Here is a 19578-nt window from a genome sequence, read left to right on the forward strand (position 1 = left end):
TACAGTGTACGTTTCTCAATTCAAACGCTAAAATTAAAAACTTTTAGAATATGAAGAACAAACTTAAAGATGCTAGGTGTTTTCAATGTTACAATATTATATACAGATCATGATAACATTATTATAGACTGACAATAAATATGTTACAGTAAATAATCTCAAACTTTGACAAAAGCAGGTTATTGTTAATACCTATAACAAAAAGTTCAAAATTTATTAAAAAATCTATATCATTTGTCCGAAATGTTTTGTGTATTTTGTGATCGAGTTCAGTAACAGGACTGAGACTCAAAAGTCTAATGGACAAACCGTTTCAACAATAAATTAAATTAATATCGTTTATAACGTTCATCTTTCAACAAGATGGAATAGGTACAAATCCAAAAGGTTATTATTTAATACTCTTGAGAAGAAACCAATTAAAGCAAAGTAGAACTCTCTAATTAACGTTTTAATATCAAGCAATTCGAAAGAAAATAATAAGAAATACTCTTAGAAGTACTTAAAAAGTAAACGCTAAAAAACCAAACAGCTGATGATTTCTATACTGACTGAGTTTTTACAAAACGAACTAATTGATCTAATTTCAACATCAGGAAAAAATGTTAAGGTTCATGTAGGTCCCATTATTGGAGCTGAAGGGGAAGTGCATGTTATGAATGCTGCAGGTGAGTCTTTACTGCTAATTAACTTGATTAATTTATCAGAAGAGATTTATGGCACCGTCAAGATGCAACCTAATGCTACTGCCTTGAATTTGAAGTACATGTTTTCCGTTTCCAATAATGACAATTACTTGGAATCCTTAAGCATTCTATCGGATGTTATTGCTTTTTTTACTGCAAACCATACTTATACACCTGAAAATGGTCCTGGTATTGAAGGTTTAAGACAGATGAATTTCAAGATGTTTAACATGGAAGATAAAGATCTTTCAGGTGTGTTTATTAGCATGGGTATGAAAAAGATACCTACTGTTTTTTACGAGTGTAGAATGGTGACTATCAAAAATGCAACCACTGCACCAATAGGAGGAAGTTTAGCCGGCTGGTAAACATAATGTAAATCATGGCATCATTACAAAAAATAACTTCGATACGTTTCCTGCCTGTACTGAGCTTAAAAACAAACTTTTCAGGTTTCGATACTGATATTCCTTTTTTTGATATTAAGCCTCTAAACAGTACTGAAAATCTTTTAAGGGAGATTGGTGCAATCCATCGACCTATTGATAATCAATGGCAAAGCAGTATTGCACAAGGAGACATTCAAAGGAGCCTTTTGATTTTAGAACAATTGGATGATGAATACCTTTATTTTTCCGTTTCCTACAAATCAATAGAAAGTTATTACTTGGCAGATTTTCCATTAGAGAATATGGAGGATACCCTTTTTCAGGGAGAAATTGTTTTTGACAAGAAATCAGCTCAATTACAATTTAATCAGGCCTTGACTACGAGTAGTAAATTGAAATCTTTTGATCAGATTGGTGCTCATGAGTTACCAGTGCAGTATGCTCAACTTCAGTCAATTTTTGCTATTGTTAAACTAAGTAAGAAATCTTTTGTGGATTGTTTAACGCACCTGGAAAAGACATACAAACCTTGGGTGGTTGATTTAGCAATCAATAGTCGAAAATTAAAATTCAAGTATGTTATTCAAAAACCAGTATTTGAAAAATATAAGCTTTTAGTTCCGAAAGGAGAAAAAGAATATAAGCAGATTATAAATGAGGGGAAATTGGAGTTTATTTCTTCTGTAACCACAAGTGCTTCGCCATTGGTTCTCAAAGGGAGACAATTGCAGTTAAGTGTTTTGATGGAGGGAGAATGGAAGGTTATCAAACAAGCTTTGCCATCACCTACGACAGGGAATTTAAACTTTGATCCAAAAACAAAAGAACCTCAATGGATAATGAATATGTAGTATTTCAATGGGTTAAAAAACTAACGGTCATTTCTTCAATCCAAGTGATGGCAACTTCTTCCCAATGCAAATGCTAACTATTATACAGCAGTTAATTTTTTAACGAAAAACAAAACAATTGTCATCATGGCTATTAGAATTGCAACGCCGGGTGTTTACATTCAAGAGAAGAATGCTTTCGGCAGCTCAATTGTAGCTTCGCCCACAGCTATTCCTGCTTTTGTTGGATACACTGAGAAAGCAGACAAAAATGGGAAACCATTACAAAACGTTCCAACCGTGATCGATTCTTTAGATGCTTTTGAAAAGTTATATGGTAGAGCTTGGGTGCCTACATATGCTCTTCAAGAAACAACAGCTTCTGAATCAGATATTAAAGTTGGTGATAAGAAATATGAGCTGTTCACAGCTGAAGATAGATATTTCTTATACGATAGCTTACGCCTTTTCTTTACAAATGGAGGTGGTAAAGCTTACATCGTTTCAGTTGGAGTTTACGGAGAAGAAGTCGATAGTGATAAAATCATTAGAGGTATCCGTACTTTAAAGACTGCTACTGAACCTACACTTCTTGCTATTCCAGATGCAGTAGCTTTGGCTGCTCAAGCATGTGCTGGAGTACAACAAGAGATGTTACAACATTGTGAAGCTGATGATAACAGATTCGCTGTACTTGATGTACAAGATGGTTTATCAGCACGTTCATATGATGAAGAGGATGCTATTGATAACTTCAGAAATAACCTTGGTAAAGTAGGATTGAAGCATGGTGCTGCATACTACCCTTGGTTAAACGCTACTGTAGTATCTGATAAAGAATTCTCTTATGTTCACTTTGATTCAGTTGAGCAAATTGTTGAAATCTTAACAGACGAAGCAGAGTTATTGTACGATAACGACAGAAAGAAACAAGAAGCAGCAACTGAGATTCAAGGTTTATTGGAGGCAGATGGTTATAACGCTGATTTACATCAGACATTAAAATCGATTTCTCCTACTTACAAAGCGTTGATGGTTGCTTTGGCAAATAAACTTAACGTATTACCTCCTTCAGGAGCTATTGTAGGTGCTTATGCTAGAGTTGATGCTGTTCAAGGTGTATGGAAAGCACCTGCAAACGAAGGTTTAGCAGGCGTAGCATCTCCATATGTTTCTCTAACAAACGAAGATCAGGAAGACCTTAACCTTACTGTTGGTGGTAAGTCTGTAAATGCTATCCGTTCTTTCGCAGGAGAAGGAACAGTAATTTGGGGAGCAAGAACTCTAGATGGCAACTCTCAAGATTGGCGTTACATTAACGTTCGTAGAACAATGTCATTTATTGAGGATTCAGTAAAAGCTAGTGTGAAAAGCTATGTTTTTGAGCCTAACACACCAATGACTTGGGTAGCTGTTAAAGGATCAATCGATGCTTTCCTAACTACACTTTGGAATCAAGGTGCTTTGGTTGGTACTAGCCAGTCTGATGCATTCGTTGTAGACGTTGGATTAGGATCTACAATGACACAAACTGATATTTTAGATGGTATGATGAAAGTAAGTGTAAAAGTTGCTATCTCAAGACCAGCTGAATTTATCGTATTGACTTTCCAACAACAGTTACAATCATAATTTTTAAACGAGAATAAGAAATGGCACAAGAGCTAGAATATCCAATTCCAAAGTTTCGCTTCACTGTAGATTTAGGTGGAGAAGAAGTTAGTGCTCAAGAAGTTACTGGCTTAGAATCAGAAGTGGAATTTATTGAATATAGAACAGGTGATCATCCAACAGACGTTAAGATGAAAGTTCCTGGCTTACAAAAAGTGAGCAACATTACTATTAAAAGAGGTCTTTATAATGGTAATAATTATCTATTTGATTGGTTCCAGCAAGTAAAAGATGCTCGTAATGAGAATGGATCTTTTGAGGAGCACAAGCGTCTAGTAACAATTACTTTGATGGATACAATGGGTAACCCTGTGTTCAAATGGACTTTAACTAATGCTTTCCCTGTGAAACTTTCAGCTCCAGACTTGAATGCCGAAGATAACGGTATTGCAATTGAGACGATTGAATTAGCACACGAAGGCTTGATGCAAGAAATCGCTTAAACCTGTTTAGAACATCAATTTTCAGTTTTGAAGGTCTCTATCGACTGGTTTTATAACTAGTGGAATATTTATAAATATTCAGTAGGGCAGAGTTTTCATTAAAGGAAAGTTTTGAACATACTATACTATTTCTCTCAGAAGAAGTATGAAACAATGTGAATTGTTTCTGCTTCTTCTTTACTGATTAATCACATTGATGATTTTTAAACATGGAAGAAAGTAACAAAAAAGTGAGTTTATCATTCACGTTAGAGGAATTACAGTTGATAATAGGAGGGTTAGGAAAGCTTCCATTTGAGAAAGTATACCAGCTTATTGGTAGAATCAATGCAGAAACCAACCTTCAGTTATTGGAGGAAAAACAAAAAGAGGAGATCGATAATAAGTAATGAGTGCGAAAGAGGATTTAATACCATTTGATATAGTAAAAGAGGGTAACCCCTATGTACTATTAAATGAAGCAAAAAAGTTTTTAGCGACACTTCAAAATGAGAAGTGGACGGACTTTGATACTCATGATCCAGGTGTGACTTTATTAGAATATTTGTCAACTGGGATGACTGAGATGAGTATTCGTGCTGCTTCAGGTATTGAAAACTACCTTACTTATGCTCCTTATAAATCTGCAATTCTAACACAGGAAGAAGCTTTTTCTGTACTTCCTGTGACGATGAATGACTTGCGAAAGGTATTGATCGATAAATTTGTGGAAATCGAAAATATTTGGATTGAACCAGTTTCTTCAGATGTCACTTCTTTTGAAGGGCAATATCAACTCATTGTAAAATTTAAAACTCAATATCAAGGTAGAATTGATGAGGAAGTTTTATTGGACAATATTCTGGAACATGCGCAGCAATATAGAAATTACTGTGAAAAAGTAATGAGTATCACTACTGCTAAAGAAACAAAAGTAGTAGTGCAGGCAGATATTGAAATTGTTACAGATGTAGCTGTAGAAGATGTTTTTGCGAAAACACTTTATGGGCTCAATCGATTTTTTTCTCCGCAAGTGGTGATGTCTTCTTATGAAGAACTCATTGGACAGGATAAAACTACTTCTAAAATATTTGAAGGACCTCTTTTAGGCAGGGGTTTCATTCAAGAAGAACAATTACATGATAGACAGTCTTCAATTTTAACTTCTGCAGTGATCAGAACCTTAATGGAAATTGAAGATGTTGTTGGTGTAAAAAACTTAAGCTTACTATCAGAAGGGATAAAAGAAAATTCTCTTTTGAAACTTGAAAATGCAATACCAATTTTTGATGAAGATGATATACAAAGTATTCACTTTTTGAAAAATGGAATTCTAATCACACAGATAGATTTTGAAAAGGTATATGCATTATTGGATCAATTAAAAGCTTCAAAAGAAGGTTTGTCAAAAGGGAATAAGAGAAGAAAAACAACGTCTGTTATTTCAAAAACTAACCCTATTCCTAATAAATACCTAAAATCATTAAACCTAAAAGAAATGTTTCCTACAGTGTATGGCGTAGGAAAATTTGGTCTAACTAGAGGAGCTACTTCAGAAAGAAAAAGAGCAGTCGACCAATTTAAGACATTCATCAATTTTTTTGAAAACCAAAGCAATGAGTTTTTTGCTCAGCTGTATGACCTTCCTAAATTATTTTCAGCGAAAGGTCTGGTTTCAAATGATGATCTAACATACAGTGAACAAGGGTTTTTAAAATCAGCTCATTTCAATAATGACAAGAAGAAAAATCGAATCCTTGATTACCTAATAGGTGTACATGGCGAAAAATTTGATAACGAATTGATCAGTTCATTTACACCTTATCACTCTCAAGATGAAATAATACAACGTCTGATCTTTTTTAAAGCCTATTTTTTAAGATATATACCGTTGTTACTTAGTTCAAAATCAAGTGTACAAAAAGTAAATTCATCTTTGGGAGATTGGGGTATTACTCCATTGCACCTACGCCTAATGCTCTTTACAGGAGTAGGTAAAAATAATGACGCATCTATTGCTTTAGATCAGCCTCCACTTTTATTTGATTCAAATAACTCACTTTTTGAATTTGAGGAATGGAATACACAAAGAGCAATTAAAGAATATGATACTTTAGAGGGACATACATTTGATTGTATTGATACAGATCTTATAGTAAACCCTCGTAAGGCAGAACAACTTATCAAAGATCATCTGACTTTAGATTTGATGCATCAGTGCATTTATTCTAAAAACTTATATGTGGTCAAAACAGTGGATAAGCAATATGGAATTGTTTATCACAGTGCTGAAAAATCCAATTATCTACAGTTGGAAACGTATTCTACTTGGGATGAAGCTGAAAGAATGTTAGTAGCCCTTCACAAGAGAATATTAAGACTTCATGATGAATTTGAAAGTTTTCAAATTGTAGAGCACCCAAACCTTCAACCGTCAACAGAGGAAGAGTGTTTTGGTGTTTATGTTTTGAACGAAGAACAAGAACATATTTTAATGAGTGATGTTTCTCTTGATTTTGAAAAAAGAGAACAGCTTATGAAACTTTTACCTACCTATTTCACTGAATTTGATCGCTTTGATGTAGAAAGATTGAATGACGGTAATTTTAGAATGCTTTTCAAAGTTCCTGAATTTGGATTGAACTGCATAGGGATGTATGATGATGAATCTGTTCAGAAAATTCATAAAGATAAAGAGCGGTTATTCAATTACCTCTCTGATAAATTTGATACAGTCAGTTTAGACCGCAAAGTAAGCAGACATATTACCTTGGATAATGCTTCTGTTCAACAACAAGATGGTGTTGAGCGTGTTGTTGAGCAGTTTTTCAACTTCACAATTTCCATTGTTTTTCCTTGTATTTCTCATCGATTTAGAAACAATGAATTTAAGGTAATGATGCAAAATCTTTGTCGTGAGGAAACTGCAGCTCACATTCAAGTTAATACAAAGTGGCTTGAGCCAGAACAATATTACACTTTTGAATCTTACTTGTCTCAATTGAAATCAAATGATATTTCAAAAGAAGATCAAGTAATACTAAGGGACAATATGCTATCACTTTTACATTAATAGAACCCAAAAATGAAGACAAGTACAATAGAAATATCACAATTGGAAAACCCTTTTTTAGGGTTGCAACCTTTCTCAAGAGACAAAGCACATTTATACTTTGGTAGAGAAAAACATGTAGAAGAAGTAGTGAATAAATTGATGGAACACCGCTTTTCTGCAGTTTTAGGTAGATCAGGTATTGGTAAATCCTCATTTATTTTCTGTGGTATTTTCCCTTTACTGGAAAGTAGGTTAGATCACATTACTTATATTTTTACACCAGGAACTCACGGTCCATTGAGAAAGTTGGTGGATGAAGTTTTTAAAGAAGAAAGTGATGATGTGAGATTGACCATTTTCCAAAGTCTTTTGGTAGATGGTACTTCATTTTTTGAGTTTTATAGCCGATTAAATCATACACAGATACCTGTGATGTATATCGATCAATTTGAGGAACTTTTTAGCTATGATCTAAGGACCAATAATATGGACTTGGAGATTGTGAAGTTTGTAGAATTGATAGTATTACTTGCTACATCACCCGTTTCCAATTTTCATATCTTGCTTACAATGCGTTCTGATTTTATCGGAAATTGTGCAGATTACCCAACTTTAACGCAATGTATCAATCAAAGTCAGTTTTTGATTCCTCAAATGTCGATTGAGGAGAAGAAAGAAGCGATAATTAAACCTTTAGAATGGGTAGGTGTAGGCATTAATGATGAATTGGTAGAATTAATCCTTCAGGATTTAGGAAATAAGCAAGATCAATTACCTTCAATGCAACATGCAATGATGAGAACTTTTGAGCATTGGAGAAATGAGCAAATCTTATCAGAACCGATAAAACCCAAAAATTACCTTTCTGTAGGAGGTATCAAGGAAAGTCTTTCTATTCATGCCAATGAAGTTTTTAATACTTTAAATGATGAGCAGAAAGTAGTTTGTGAAAAGATATTCCGTTGTATCACAACAATTAATAAAGAGGGAAAAGGTGTAAGAAATCCTTCTTCTTTGCAACGAATTATTGAAATTACAGGAATTGAGGATATTACTATTTTAAAAGAAGTAATTGATACATTCAGAAAAAAGGAAAGAGCCTTCTTACAACCTAGAGAACATATTGAAATTTATGAGCAATCAGTAATTGATATTACTCACGAATCACTAATGCGTTCTTGGGCTTTACTGAAAGAGTGGACTCTGAAAGAAACAGAATCTATAAAGAGGTATTTAAAGTTAGCTGAAGATGCTGAGGAATATCAAAAAGGCAATAGGTCAAGATTAAGACAGCCTGAGCTTCAGATTACTATTAACTGGAGAGAAGAACAACAGCCTACTTATGAGTGGGGTGTTAGACATAATGCTTCTTATGAGAGAACAATGGAGTTCTTGTCATTTTCTGAAAAAGAAGAAATCAAGGAACTGGAAAGAACAAAGCTGATTCAAAAAAGAAGAACAAAAATATCAAGAATACTTGTTGTTATTTTCTTGTTTTTGGGATTAGGAGGAATTCTATTAGGTACACATGCTTATCAAAAAAGTAAGCAAGCTGAACAGAAGAAAGAAGAGGCGGAAGCTTCAAGAATTAAAGCTGAAGAGTCTCAAAGAATTGCAGAAGGTAACCGTAAGATTGCTGAGGAAGAAAAAGTAAAAGCACAAGTTGAAAAACAAAAGGCGGAGAAGGAGAAAATAAGAGCGGAGAGAGCTACCATTCTTGCAAGAATGCAGAAAAAGAAAGCTTTGGATGCAATGGTGCAAGCTGAAGCATCATTTAAGGAAGCAAACGTTCAAAAAGAAAAGGCAACAGAAGCAATGTTCCAAGCAACTAAAGCTCAAAGGCGTGCTGAGAGTGCCAACTTAAGAGCAAACAGATTGCAAAACTTATCAACTGCAAGGGCTATGGCATTGAACTCTTATCAAGTGGATGATGATGAAATCCGTTATTTATTGGCAAAGCAAGCAATGATAGGTTATATCAATAATGATGGCGATGGTTTTGAAGCTGAATTTTATGCTGCCTTTCATAATGCCGTTAAGCATTACGAAGGTGATAGTTATAATTTAGTCGGACAATCTAAAGGAATGGTGAGAGAGTTTATTCAGCATGACCAAAAAATTTGGGTAGCAATGTCAACGAATAGTTTAATTGAGCTATCTGCTGATGTTAGTTCTGCCAATCAAGTTGAAGGTGTAGTAAGAGGTATGGTGAAGCCTACCCAAAACCATAAAATTGATTATTTCAATTACAGTAATTCTTTAGTTCAATTTGATATAGCAAATTCGACAACGGAAACAATTATTAAATCTTTAGCAGATGAATCTGTATTGGGGGTATATCGATTGGAGGACGAGGTATTTATTGTTTTTGACGTCAATGGAACAGTTACTAAATGGAATAAGAAGAATGATAAATATTCTTATCGTGAAATTGATAATGCGGCAGTAGGTAAACTCGGAGAACTTACTACTTCACTTTACGATGAAGAAACACAAAATATATTTATCTCTTCAAGAAAAGGAGAGATAATCGAATTGTCACAAGATGCTGAACGTGTAATTTCTTCCTTTTCTGTTGGAAGTCATCACATCTGGTCTATGACTAAGAAAGGTGATAATTTATGGGTAGGAACTGAATCTGGAGAAATCATGTGTTGGGTGAAAGACGGTGATCAGTGGACGAATACTTTCAAAACTGATAATCATAAAGCAAGAGTAAATCATATTGCAGTTCACCCAACAAAAGATAATCTTGTAGCAACTGCAGGTTTTGATGGTTATATCAGACTATGGGATATTAATGACCCTCAAAAAGAGAAACTATTGATTACAGAAGATGTTTGGTTAACAGCCTTAACTTTTTCAATTGACGGTCAGCATTTAATTACAGGTGATAAGATTGGTAGAATTAAGAAATGGTCATTAACTATTGAAGATCAGCTAGACAACCTATCACATGTAAACAGTAATATTTTATCAACTGAAGATTGGGATAAATATGTAAGTGATGAGATTGAATATGATTCAACTTTCTATCATTTCAACTAATGACATTAACATGCAAAAACTTCATTTTTTAATCTTAATACTACTTTTTAGTAGTTGTTTAAACGAGAAAACAGGCTTACGTGATGAATCATTACAGATACTTAGTAGTGATGGAAATTACCTTGCTAAAAACTTAGTGAATTATGATAACGATTATCTGATTACGGGTGTTAGGAATGAGAAGTCTGATGTTTCTTCCATCAATTTTTTGGATGTAAAAACTTGGGACGAAGGACAGGGATATATTGCTGTTTTAAATAATGTAGGTGAACCAATTATAACTTATACAGATGATAGTGTTGGGTCCATTTATTCTTCGATAAACTATGATAAAGATACTATCTATGTGGGAGGGACACATGATAATGAATTTATGTGGCTCAAGTTTTTGAAAGGCGAAAGCTCTTTTAATGACCCATTAGAAATTAAATGGAAAAATGAAGAGTTTTCTGAGGGTGTTATTAATCTAATTCAAAAAGTTGGAGATAGAATTATTGTTGTTGGAAGAGGAAGTCTCAGAAGTGGAGGGGAGAAAGTTTATCTAGCCGGTTTCTCAACTGACGGGGAATTGCTATGGGAGAAAATGAACGATAGATTATCACAATATATTCTTCCCAAAGAAATCAAAGAAGAAAATGGAAAGGTTAAAGCACTTGTTTGGGAAATCAAAGAATTTGAAACAAAAGAAGAAGTTGCCGAATACACAATTGACCCTGAGTTGGGACTTATTGAATCAGTAAACTTTTTATCTGTCGATGACTATTACTTTACAGATGCCACATGGCTATATAATGGAATAGTTGGTTTAGCAAAAAGTGAAGGTAAAGAAGATAAACTTTTTTGGATGCCTTCTTCAGGTGAAGCTAAAGAGATTGAATATGATTATGGTGGAACTGAATTGGGATATCTAATTGGTAAGGAAAATTACTTTATCGTAACATCTCCACTTGAAGGAGACTCTGAAATCAAATACCACAATATTACAATCAATGGCTCAGGTGATGTATTATCTCATGAAGAGTTTATTAACTCAGTGGATAGTAGATTAATAGGTGTTGATTATTTGCCTGGAGATGATCAATATTTAACGTTGACATCTTCATTGTTAAAGTTCAAATATGTATTAGAGTTTAGAAAAAACTAATATGAACGAATTGGTCAAAGTAAATATAGATTTTATATCAGAAGGTTCTTTACATGAAGGGATTATAAAGTTGGAGCTAACGAACTTTATTGAATCCCAATTGTTGCCTATGGTCGAAAAGGAGGTGGATAAATATGCTGATAGTACTATTTATATTGATCAATTGAATATTGCACTCTCTTCAACTATTTTGAATTATCAGAAAGATACTTATTCCACCGTACAAAGGGTATTGAGTGATAAGCTTCATGAATACAACTACAGAATTACCGCTGATAATAAAAGTGCGCCTTCTAGTGTAGAAGAAATATTGAAAAGAGATAGAGAGAGTTTTACACATACTGAATTGTCAAAAGAAGAGTGTCTGTTAGTGTTTTTAACTACTGGCATTATGCCATGGTACGATCAAGACAGACTAAAGGAGGAGTTAAGTAAGATTGAGAATAAAAATAATTTATCTGTTCTTACTCAGGTATGGCATTTAATGTGTTTGAAGAAAAAATATAATGTATATTCTTTTCTTGCTTTTATAAATAAGAAAAACTTATTGGATGATTTTCTACTTCAGCTTTTAGCAAAGTATCCTCTTTTAAGAGATGTACTAAGTGGTATGAGTAAAGAGGAAAAGAAAATAGTTTTATTACAGGTATATAACCAAGGGGTTAGGAGCAGTGATGTAGGAGAAACCTTTCAGGAAAGTATCTTAAGAGCAGTATTAAAAAGAAATTTTAAGCCTTCAATTGTTGATACTATACTAAATATAGTAAATAGTAATTTGAGGCTAACGGAATTATGTAAAGTAGAATTGATGCTTTACATAAAAAAACAAAGAAATAAGCTTAGAAGAGGCTTGTTTGTAAAAGAAAAGAAAGTCGAACAGCAACTTCTTTTATTAGAGGAATCACTTTGTTCAAAAAATTCTAAGCTTGAAAATGAAATAGAGGCTCAAGAAGTTGAAGAAGATGTTTTAACTTTAATGGAATTCTCGCAGTGGAAAGCATCATTTATTGAGCAACAAGTCTTAAGCTTTCTGTTGAAAAAAGAATTAGACCCTGCTTTTGAGTCTCAATTGTCTGCAAATCCCATTTTACTGTTCCAGTTCTTATTGGTGATTGTTCAGAGAACAAACGAGAGAAAGATAAAAGGATTAAAGAAGTTCCCGCAACTCTATTTTATTGGTGATAATGCAATCATTCATCAATTATTATTTGCGATCATCAAAGATCAACCTGAGGGCTTTTTGAATAGTAAATTAATTCAGCAGGTAACGGATTCAACAGAGATTGCTCATGTTAGAACTTTTCTAATTTCATCACTAGGAGAAAAATTAGATGTTGAACTAAGAAAAGTGCTAACCTATGAACTTTTGCTGTTGAAATTATTACTTTCTCCAGAACAACTATTAAAAAAATCAATAAAATTTGATCAGAAGTGGGCTGAAGTGTTAGAGTACTTCAACTTATTCTCTTCTTTAACTAAAGAAGAGAAGACTCAATTACTGCTGTCCTCGACTTCTTTAGAAACAATATTTGTACTGGCATTACAGAGTGAAAGTACTGTGTTTTTAGAGCAATTTGATCAAAAAATAATAGCAAAAGCATTATTTACTGATGCTCAAAAGGTATTAAAACTTTACCAGTTTTATAATAGACATTCTTTTAACGCTCCAATTACATCTGAAGAGTTTGTGAGTGTCATTGTGGAAAGTTTTCCTTCAATAAAGAATGAAACTTCAATGTTGATTGAATTTGATCGATTGGTCAATGATTTGAATATTCCTGAGATCGAAGATGTAACGGCATTATTGATGGATAAACCTTCAAATAAAAGGAATGATTTGAAGGGAGAATTGAAGGAAGTTTTTGATCATTTCAAAAGCAATTCACAGTTGACAAAGCTTGAAAAGACGAACTTTTTACTATCAACTGTTACTGAAGAAACAATCTTTGGAGTAATTCTGCAAAAAGTTATTACAGACTTTTTTGAAATTTTTGATGAAGTACAAATTGGATTAGCATTATTTTCTGATAAGAAGAGTGTTACAGCATTGTATCAATATTATACTTCACAAGAACCTACAGCTTCTGCAGAGGATTTTGTGAAAGTGATTATGACATTTTTCCCTTCTTTTAGAAGTAAGGGTAGAGCAATATTACAGTCTTTAGAATTGGAGAATGAAGGGAATACTAGTCCTAATTTTCAGAAAGAAGATATTGCTTTCAATCTTAAACAGTTGCTTCAAACTTCTAACTCAATCCATGTAAAACGAGCTGATGTAGTATCATTTTTCAAGAGACGTCCTCAGGTAACTAAACAAGAAAGAACAATCTTTTTACTTTCTTCAGCCAGTATAGAAATAATTCTAGAATTGATCATCTCAAGCGAAAAAGACTCTTCAACAGCTCAATTTTTCGAATTGTTTGATAGAATAACCCTTGGAAGCTCTTTGCTTTCTAAGAAAAATGATGTCATTAAGCTTTATCAATTTTTTATTGATCAATCCAATAACAATTCTGTATCATTGGATGATTTTGTAGAAGTTATATCAGACTACTTCCCAACATTTGAAACTCAAGTCCGAGCAATTCTTGAGTACAATGAAATAGTAGGAGGGATTCAATATATAGACAAAGAAAAAAATGTTGCTTTAGCGATTGATCTTCTTCATAAACAGTCCGAAAGAATCAATAAGCAATTGGTGATACTTATGGATTATCTTAAGAAAGATCTTAAAATCAGCAAAAAGAAAAGGACAAAATTATTACTTTCTACAACGGAAATTGAAATAGTTTTTCAGCTATTTTCAGTAACTAGTATATCTAGTTTTTTTGATGTTTTCAGTCGAAAGCTGATTGGAACTAAACTATTTTCTAATGCTGAAAGTGTGCAGTCAACTTATCAGTTATATTTAGAATATTTTACAGATAAAAAGACAGAACAAGAAGAGAATTTTATTCAACTTGTTACCAATGAATTCCCAGCTTTTGAAGATCAAGTAAGATCAGTTATTCAAAAAAAATTGGCTAAAAATGCTTCTCAATTAACTCTTGAGCAAATTTTAAAACAATCTGTATCAATTGAAGAAAAAAGAGAGGATATCATTACGTATTTTAAGCTCAGCGAACAGCTTTCAAAAGGAGAGAAAACAAAACTTTTAATTTCTTCAGCTTCCATTGTAATCATAATGGAGTTAATTATAGCCGGAGACGAAAAGTTGTTTTTTACATTATTTGATAAAACTGAACTCGGTAATGCATTATTTGCAAATAATACAACTATAATCACTTTATATCAGTTTTTCAGTCAACAACAGCAATACAATGTAAAAACGACCGATGAGTTTGTGAAATTAGTAGCTAAATATTTCCCCACATTAGAAACAAAAGTAAAATTAATGTTGGGAGTTGTATCTTTAAATGAGGGAGTAAGTACAGTTGATTGGAAAGACTTTATTTTCTCTGATCAAAATAAAGTTCAGATTTCTTTTAGTGCTATTCAATCGCAGAAAGTCTTAATTATTACTAATTTAGTGAATTCTCAAACTATACAATTAGATATAGAAGAGAATGTACTTGGTATTACTTACCTAAGAGAGATCTTTGAATTACATCAGCCTTCATTAAACTCTACTTTACAATTAATCAATGCGATAAATGCGATTGTTTATCAATTTAAAGAAGAGGATAGAAAGAAGGTTGAAGCTATGATTGATTGGGTAAAAGAAGGAAATACTGAATTAATCTCTAAAACGAATTATGAAAGTATTTCATCTTTGGAGATTCAATTATGGTTGCAGTTAATTATTAACCGAAAAGAAGGTTTATTCGATCTGGAACAAAAAGAAGCTTTAATTCAATACTTCAAAAAACTTCATCGAAGCGAATTAGATGCTCATAACTCTTATTCTGTGAGACAAAAGAATAAAATCTTCTGTTATTTGAGTTTGAGTTATAAAACAAGCTTTGCTAAACAGCTACAAAAGCTTGAACAAAATTTGAATCAGACATTTTCAAAATTATTTACAGCAATACAAATTGCTGACTATATAAAATTACTTCAGAATGATATTTTCTATTCACTACTACATCAGGATACTTTACAAGCAGGTTTGATCGTTAAAAGAATAGAAACTGTATTTCCACAAATCAATTTCAGTCGAACAAAAATTTATAAAATAACTTGTGAACTATTAAAGCTAACAATTGACAACAAACATATCGAAGAACTAAACGATAAGTTTGAGCAATCTATTCCACAGAGGAAAAATATGACTATAGAGGTGCAAAATGCAGGTCTAATCATTTTGGTTCCTTATCTGCCATTATTCTTGAAACATCAAGGTTTGCTAACAGAAGACAATAAAGCTTTTAAGGACGAAGAGAGTTTACTAAAAGCAATTGGCTTGTTGCTTTACTTGGCACAGAAAAACCTATTAGTAGATGATGACAGACAACTGATTCTTCCGAAGATTTTATGCGGGGTTGATATTGAAACTCCCATAACATTGGACTTTGAATTGACAGATGAGGAAAAAGAAGGAGCGGATCATCTTCTAAAGACAGTTATTACTCACTGGGGGGCCTTGAAGAAAATGGAGCCGGATAGTTTAAGAATCATGTTTTTTATAAGGGATGGACAAATCACATTTAAAGACGATTGGTATTTAGATGTAGAACCCAATACCTACGACATCTTTATGAAGATGCTACCATGGTCAATTAAGATTAATATGTTGCCTTGGATGGAGTGTAAGATTTTTTGTGAGTGGGGTAAATAAACTTTTTAAGAATGATTTACAATGGTACAAGTCAGGACAGTAGGGAGTTATCACAATTAGTGGACAAAGGCTTTCAACTTAATGACGTCGATTTAAGAGATATACTAACGAATAACTTTCAGTACTTAGAAGAGGTAGGACAGGAAGCTAGGGATTACTGGTACACAATACTTTTTTCTGATTTTTCAGTTCTTGCTGAGTTGAAAGAGCTCGATATTTCCGTTTTTCAGAAAAAAAATAATATCATTTTTCAAAAAGTAAGACAGTTTAATCGCCCTCAGAAGAAACTTAAATTCTTAAAACAAGGTGTTTTCTTAGTTTATGAATTACTTAATTATTACCATAAATGGATAAAAAATTATAGTAAGAAACAGCTTTTCGACTCAGAGATTTTCTTGAATATAAATACAACTCTTAATGCAATTTCAACTCAACTAGACCTTGAGTTTTTGTGCCTAATTGAAGATGAGGTATTGCATGATGTTTTGGTTAAAGTACAAAGGTTGATTCGCGAGATTTTTCAATTTATAGATTATTCATTTGAGGAATATTCTGTAGAGAAAAAGGATCATGCCGTAGTAGCTCAAATCTGTCAGAGATTAAATATTAGATTGATTGATAATCTATTTTTGATGAGTGGAAACTCTGAAAGATATTTCAATGAGTTAATTAATCTTTCAACTAATCAGCCACAGATTGATTTGATCATGGCTTATCAGCATATCTATCAATATCCACAGAAAATGCTGAACAGTTTTCCAAACAGGTACCTTAACCTTTATTTTAATTCATTATTAGACGAAAAAAGAAAAGAAGAGAAAGTAGATTTTACTTACTTGAGTTTTAAATTAAACGATGGCGTTCGTTATGCAAGAATTCCATCAAAGACGAAATTTATTGCTGGTAGTGATGCTTTACGAAAAAATATATTATACCAATTAGATTACCCAGTAGTGGTTAATACTTCAGAAGTTTCTCATCTTGATTTGAGTAATGTTTCTTACAAACACATTGGGAAAAAATTCCCTCTGAAAGTAATCACAGCAATAAGACAGCAAGAAGCTGAAATTAAGGAAGGAGAGTTTATCAATAGAAACTTATGGGACAATCAAGAGTCATCAGCCTTGCCGGTAAGTTTTTGTATTTGTGATCAGATATTGCAATTGGAGAATGGAGATAGGGAAATTATTTTCAATTTCCAGTTTAAGCAAACTTCTATGGATAAACTAACCCAGTTGATTTCTAATGTAAGAGAAATAACGGGGTGGAGTGGAAGACAGCTTTTTAATAATATTTTTGGAGATATTTTCAATGTTTACTTTTCATCTGAAAATGGTTGGGTGAAAGTACAGAAGGTTATTTTTCTTACTTCAAAATATTCTCCTAATTCCTTATCTTTTAAGGTGATTATCAAGGCCAATGAGCCTTCTGTTTGTAAACCAAATAAGAGTATTCCTTCAAGCGATATGTTTGACCATGCCGTATTTAAGTTTACACTTAACACAGAAACATACCTTTATGGCTATTCATTCTTGTCAGATTTGGTACTTGATAGGGTAGTCATACAAACTTATGTGAACGGTTACACAGGTTTTAAAGCTTATAATCAGCAAGGACAATTAGGAACTGATATTCCTTATAATGCATGGGGAAATCAACCTAAGCAAGGTGATTTTTTAGTTTTAGGAAGTACAGAGATATTTTTTAAACCTATTGAACAATTAAGTTTAAGAATTAACTGGTTTAATTCACCTATGCATCCCAATGGTTTTACTGGTTATTATGAGAATTATGAATTAGAGGAATTAAAAAACTCTAACTTTAAAATTCAAATTGACCAACTTAAACAAGGAAAATGGGCCAATCTTCACGAGAGAAATATGTTTTCGAATATCCGATATAATCCTGATGGAGAAGTGGAAGATATTGGAGGTATTTCTAAACAAACTGACCTCAATGATATTAACTTTCAACCGCCTATAACAATAGAAGAGGCTCAAAAGGAAGATCTAGCTGGGTTTTCAAATTATGCTAAGAATGGTTATTTGAAGCTGACGATCTCAAGCCCTGAAATTGGATTTGGTCATTTGGTCTATCCACAACTACTTACAGCACAGGTTAAAAATGGAATGAGTATTAATCCTTTTAAAAAGAAAAAGGATGTTGAACTTCCTTCACCTTATATACCTGTCATTGAAAAAGTAGAAGCAGACTATATTGCTAAGACATCTATCATTTTAGATAATAAAATGATGAAGGAAGAAAGTTCAACAAAGCTTTTTTATGGTGTAGGTGAAATTATTGTTCCTGTTAAAGATGATAACCCTAAACTTCTTCCGGCAATCAACGAGGGGATTATTCTTGATTTGGGAGTTGACAATTCGGTTGAAGGAGATATAGTATCTTTCTTGTTTCAGATAAGATCTACAACTGATCAAGAAATACAAACAAGTCAGCATCAGATTGAATGGGAGGTATTACATAATAATAAATGGGAAAAAATAGCTGGAGCCAATATTTTAAATGATGAAACAGAATGCCTTTCAAAAACAGGTATGATTTCTATCAAAGTTCCAGAACATTCAACAGACCATCAATTGAAGCCAACTGGTAAACTATGGTTGCGGATTTATATTCCAAATGTAATTGAAAATTATGCAGTAATAGAAAGAGTATACTCCAAAGTGGTTAAAGTTGGATTGATTTTACCTGATGATAGAGAACATTATGATTTTGGAAAAGAATTAGAAGCTCAATCTATTTTCAGATCCAATACAAAACTTCCTGGTATTAGAAGTATTGAACAGCCATTGCCATCATTTGGAGGAAAAAGAGCAGAGGAAAGTGGTGCTTTTATCAATAGGGTATCAGAAACAATTAAACATAGGAACAGACCCGTTACCACTTGGGATTATGAACGTATTCTATTAACAGAATTTCATGAAATCAATCAAGTGATTTGTATTCCAGTTTCTGAAGAAAATAGATCATTGTTAATTGTCATTATTCCAAAATCTGAGGAAAAATTTCCAATTGCATCTAATAGTTTATTACAAAGAGTGGAACGTTTTCTGAAACATATTATTTCACCTCATGTGAAATTCAGTATCTGTTCTCCAATCTATGAAACAGTGAAAATAAATGTAGCTATTTCATTAAAAGAAGGTTACACACAAGGCTTTTATTTGGATGAGATTAAGCAACAACTGACACAATACATTGATACCATATCATTGTCAAATGCAAACCGATTGGTGCTTGGAGGTAAACTTCACCTTTCTGATATATTAAGTTACTTAAAAACAATTTCTTATGTGGATGGGATTAAACATCTTTCCATGGTACATTTAGTGAAAAATGAGAGGAAATATAAATTAATAGACACAGCTCAAGAAGATTATTCTGATAGCTTTATTGAAGCATCAAAACCCTGGAGTGTACTTACTTCTGCGGCAAGTCATGAAGTGTATATCAACATTCCAAATAATGATAAAGCAGGTATCAATAACCTAGAATTAGGAGTGGATCTAATTGTTAATTCATATAGCTAAGCAAC

General features: G+C 32.9%; 10 protein-coding genes. All 10 read left to right on the forward strand.

The genetic code is table 11. From position 1 onward, the window contains the following. Positions 1 to 535 precede the first annotated feature (535 nt). The 10 genes from AVL50_RS19295 (at position 536) to AVL50_RS19340 (ending at position 19573) form a co-directional block, all read left to right on the forward strand. On the forward strand, positions 536 to 1054 hold the full coding sequence (locus AVL50_RS19295) for a Pvc16 family protein (RefSeq protein ID WP_062618126.1): 519 nt from the start codon (positions 536 to 538) through the stop codon (positions 1052 to 1054). 14 nt (positions 1055 to 1068) lie between these two features. After that, entirely contained in the window at positions 1069 to 1926 is an 858-nt protein-coding gene (locus tag AVL50_RS19300; RefSeq protein ID WP_062618127.1) for a hypothetical protein, read from the forward strand. A 126-nt stretch (positions 1927 to 2052) separates the two neighbouring features. Next, on the forward strand, positions 2053 to 3537 hold the full coding sequence (locus AVL50_RS19305; RefSeq protein ID WP_062618128.1) for a phage tail sheath C-terminal domain-containing protein: 1485 nt from the start codon (positions 2053 to 2055) through the stop codon (positions 3535 to 3537). A gap of 20 nt (positions 3538 to 3557) precedes the next feature. Next, the gene (locus AVL50_RS19310) at positions 3558 to 4019 is read left to right on the forward strand and encodes a phage tail protein (RefSeq protein WP_062618129.1); all 462 of its coding nucleotides are present in this window, start codon (positions 3558 to 3560) and stop codon (positions 4017 to 4019) included. Between the two features lie 209 nt (positions 4020 to 4228). Next, a complete protein-coding gene (locus tag AVL50_RS19315; protein WP_062618130.1) occupies positions 4229 to 4408 on the forward strand; it encodes a hypothetical protein in 180 nt (59 codons plus the stop codon). After that, the gene (locus AVL50_RS19320; protein ID WP_062618131.1) at positions 4408 to 7071 is read left to right on the forward strand and encodes a hypothetical protein; all 2664 of its coding nucleotides are present in this window, start codon (positions 4408 to 4410) and stop codon (positions 7069 to 7071) included. The genes AVL50_RS19315 and AVL50_RS19320 overlap by 1 nt, the downstream gene beginning before the upstream one ends. A 12-nt stretch (positions 7072 to 7083) precedes the next feature. Next, positions 7084 to 10101 carry a hypothetical protein gene (locus tag AVL50_RS19325; protein ID WP_062618132.1) on the forward strand — a complete coding sequence of 1006 codons (3018 nt, stop codon included), beginning with the start codon at positions 7084 to 7086 and terminating at the stop codon, positions 10099 to 10101. A 10-nt stretch (positions 10102 to 10111) separates the two neighbouring features. Then, positions 10112 to 11245, forward strand: coding sequence for a hypothetical protein (locus tag AVL50_RS19330; protein WP_157491447.1), 1134 nt, complete (start codon positions 10112 to 10114; stop codon positions 11243 to 11245). Position 11246: 1 nt separating this feature from the next. Continuing rightward, positions 11247 to 16022, forward strand: a complete 4776-nt coding sequence (locus AVL50_RS19335) for a contractile injection system tape measure protein (protein WP_062618134.1) — start codon at positions 11247 to 11249, stop codon at positions 16020 to 16022. An 11-nt stretch (positions 16023 to 16033) separates the two neighbouring features. Next, positions 16034 to 19573 (forward strand): baseplate J/gp47 family protein, encoded by a 3540-nt coding sequence (locus tag AVL50_RS19340; RefSeq protein ID WP_062618135.1) that lies wholly within the window; start codon positions 16034 to 16036, stop codon positions 19571 to 19573. Positions 19574 to 19578 lie beyond the last annotated feature (5 nt).

Source organism: Flammeovirga sp. SJP92 (genome assembly GCF_001583495.1).
Taxonomy (GTDB): domain Bacteria; phylum Bacteroidota; class Bacteroidia; order Cytophagales; family Flammeovirgaceae; genus Flammeovirga.

Bases quoted from the DNA above. Each gene is read 5' to 3' on its own strand.
- AVL50_RS19340 (WP_062618135.1), top strand. From the start codon at position 16,034: ATGATTTACAATGGTACAAGTCAGGACAGTAGGGAGTTATCACAATTA.
- AVL50_RS19310 (WP_062618129.1), top strand. From the start codon at position 3,558: ATGGCACAAGAGCTAGAATATCCAATTCCAAAGTTTCGCTTCACTGTA.
- AVL50_RS19305 (WP_062618128.1), top strand. From the start codon at position 2,053: ATGGCTATTAGAATTGCAACGCCGGGTGTTTACATTCAAGAGAAGAAT.
- AVL50_RS19335 (WP_062618134.1), top strand. From the start codon at position 11,247: ATGAACGAATTGGTCAAAGTAAATATAGATTTTATATCAGAAGGTTCT.
- AVL50_RS19295 (WP_062618126.1), top strand. From the start codon at position 536: ATGATTTCTATACTGACTGAGTTTTTACAAAACGAACTAATTGATCTA.
- AVL50_RS19325 (WP_062618132.1), top strand. From the start codon at position 7,084: ATGAAGACAAGTACAATAGAAATATCACAATTGGAAAACCCTTTTTTA.
- AVL50_RS19300 (WP_062618127.1), top strand. From the start codon at position 1,069: ATGGCATCATTACAAAAAATAACTTCGATACGTTTCCTGCCTGTACTG.
- AVL50_RS19330 (WP_157491447.1), top strand. From the start codon at position 10,112: ATGCAAAAACTTCATTTTTTAATCTTAATACTACTTTTTAGTAGTTGT.
- AVL50_RS19315 (WP_062618130.1), top strand. From the start codon at position 4,229: ATGGAAGAAAGTAACAAAAAAGTGAGTTTATCATTCACGTTAGAGGAA.
- AVL50_RS19320 (WP_062618131.1), top strand. From the start codon at position 4,408: ATGAGTGCGAAAGAGGATTTAATACCATTTGATATAGTAAAAGAGGGT.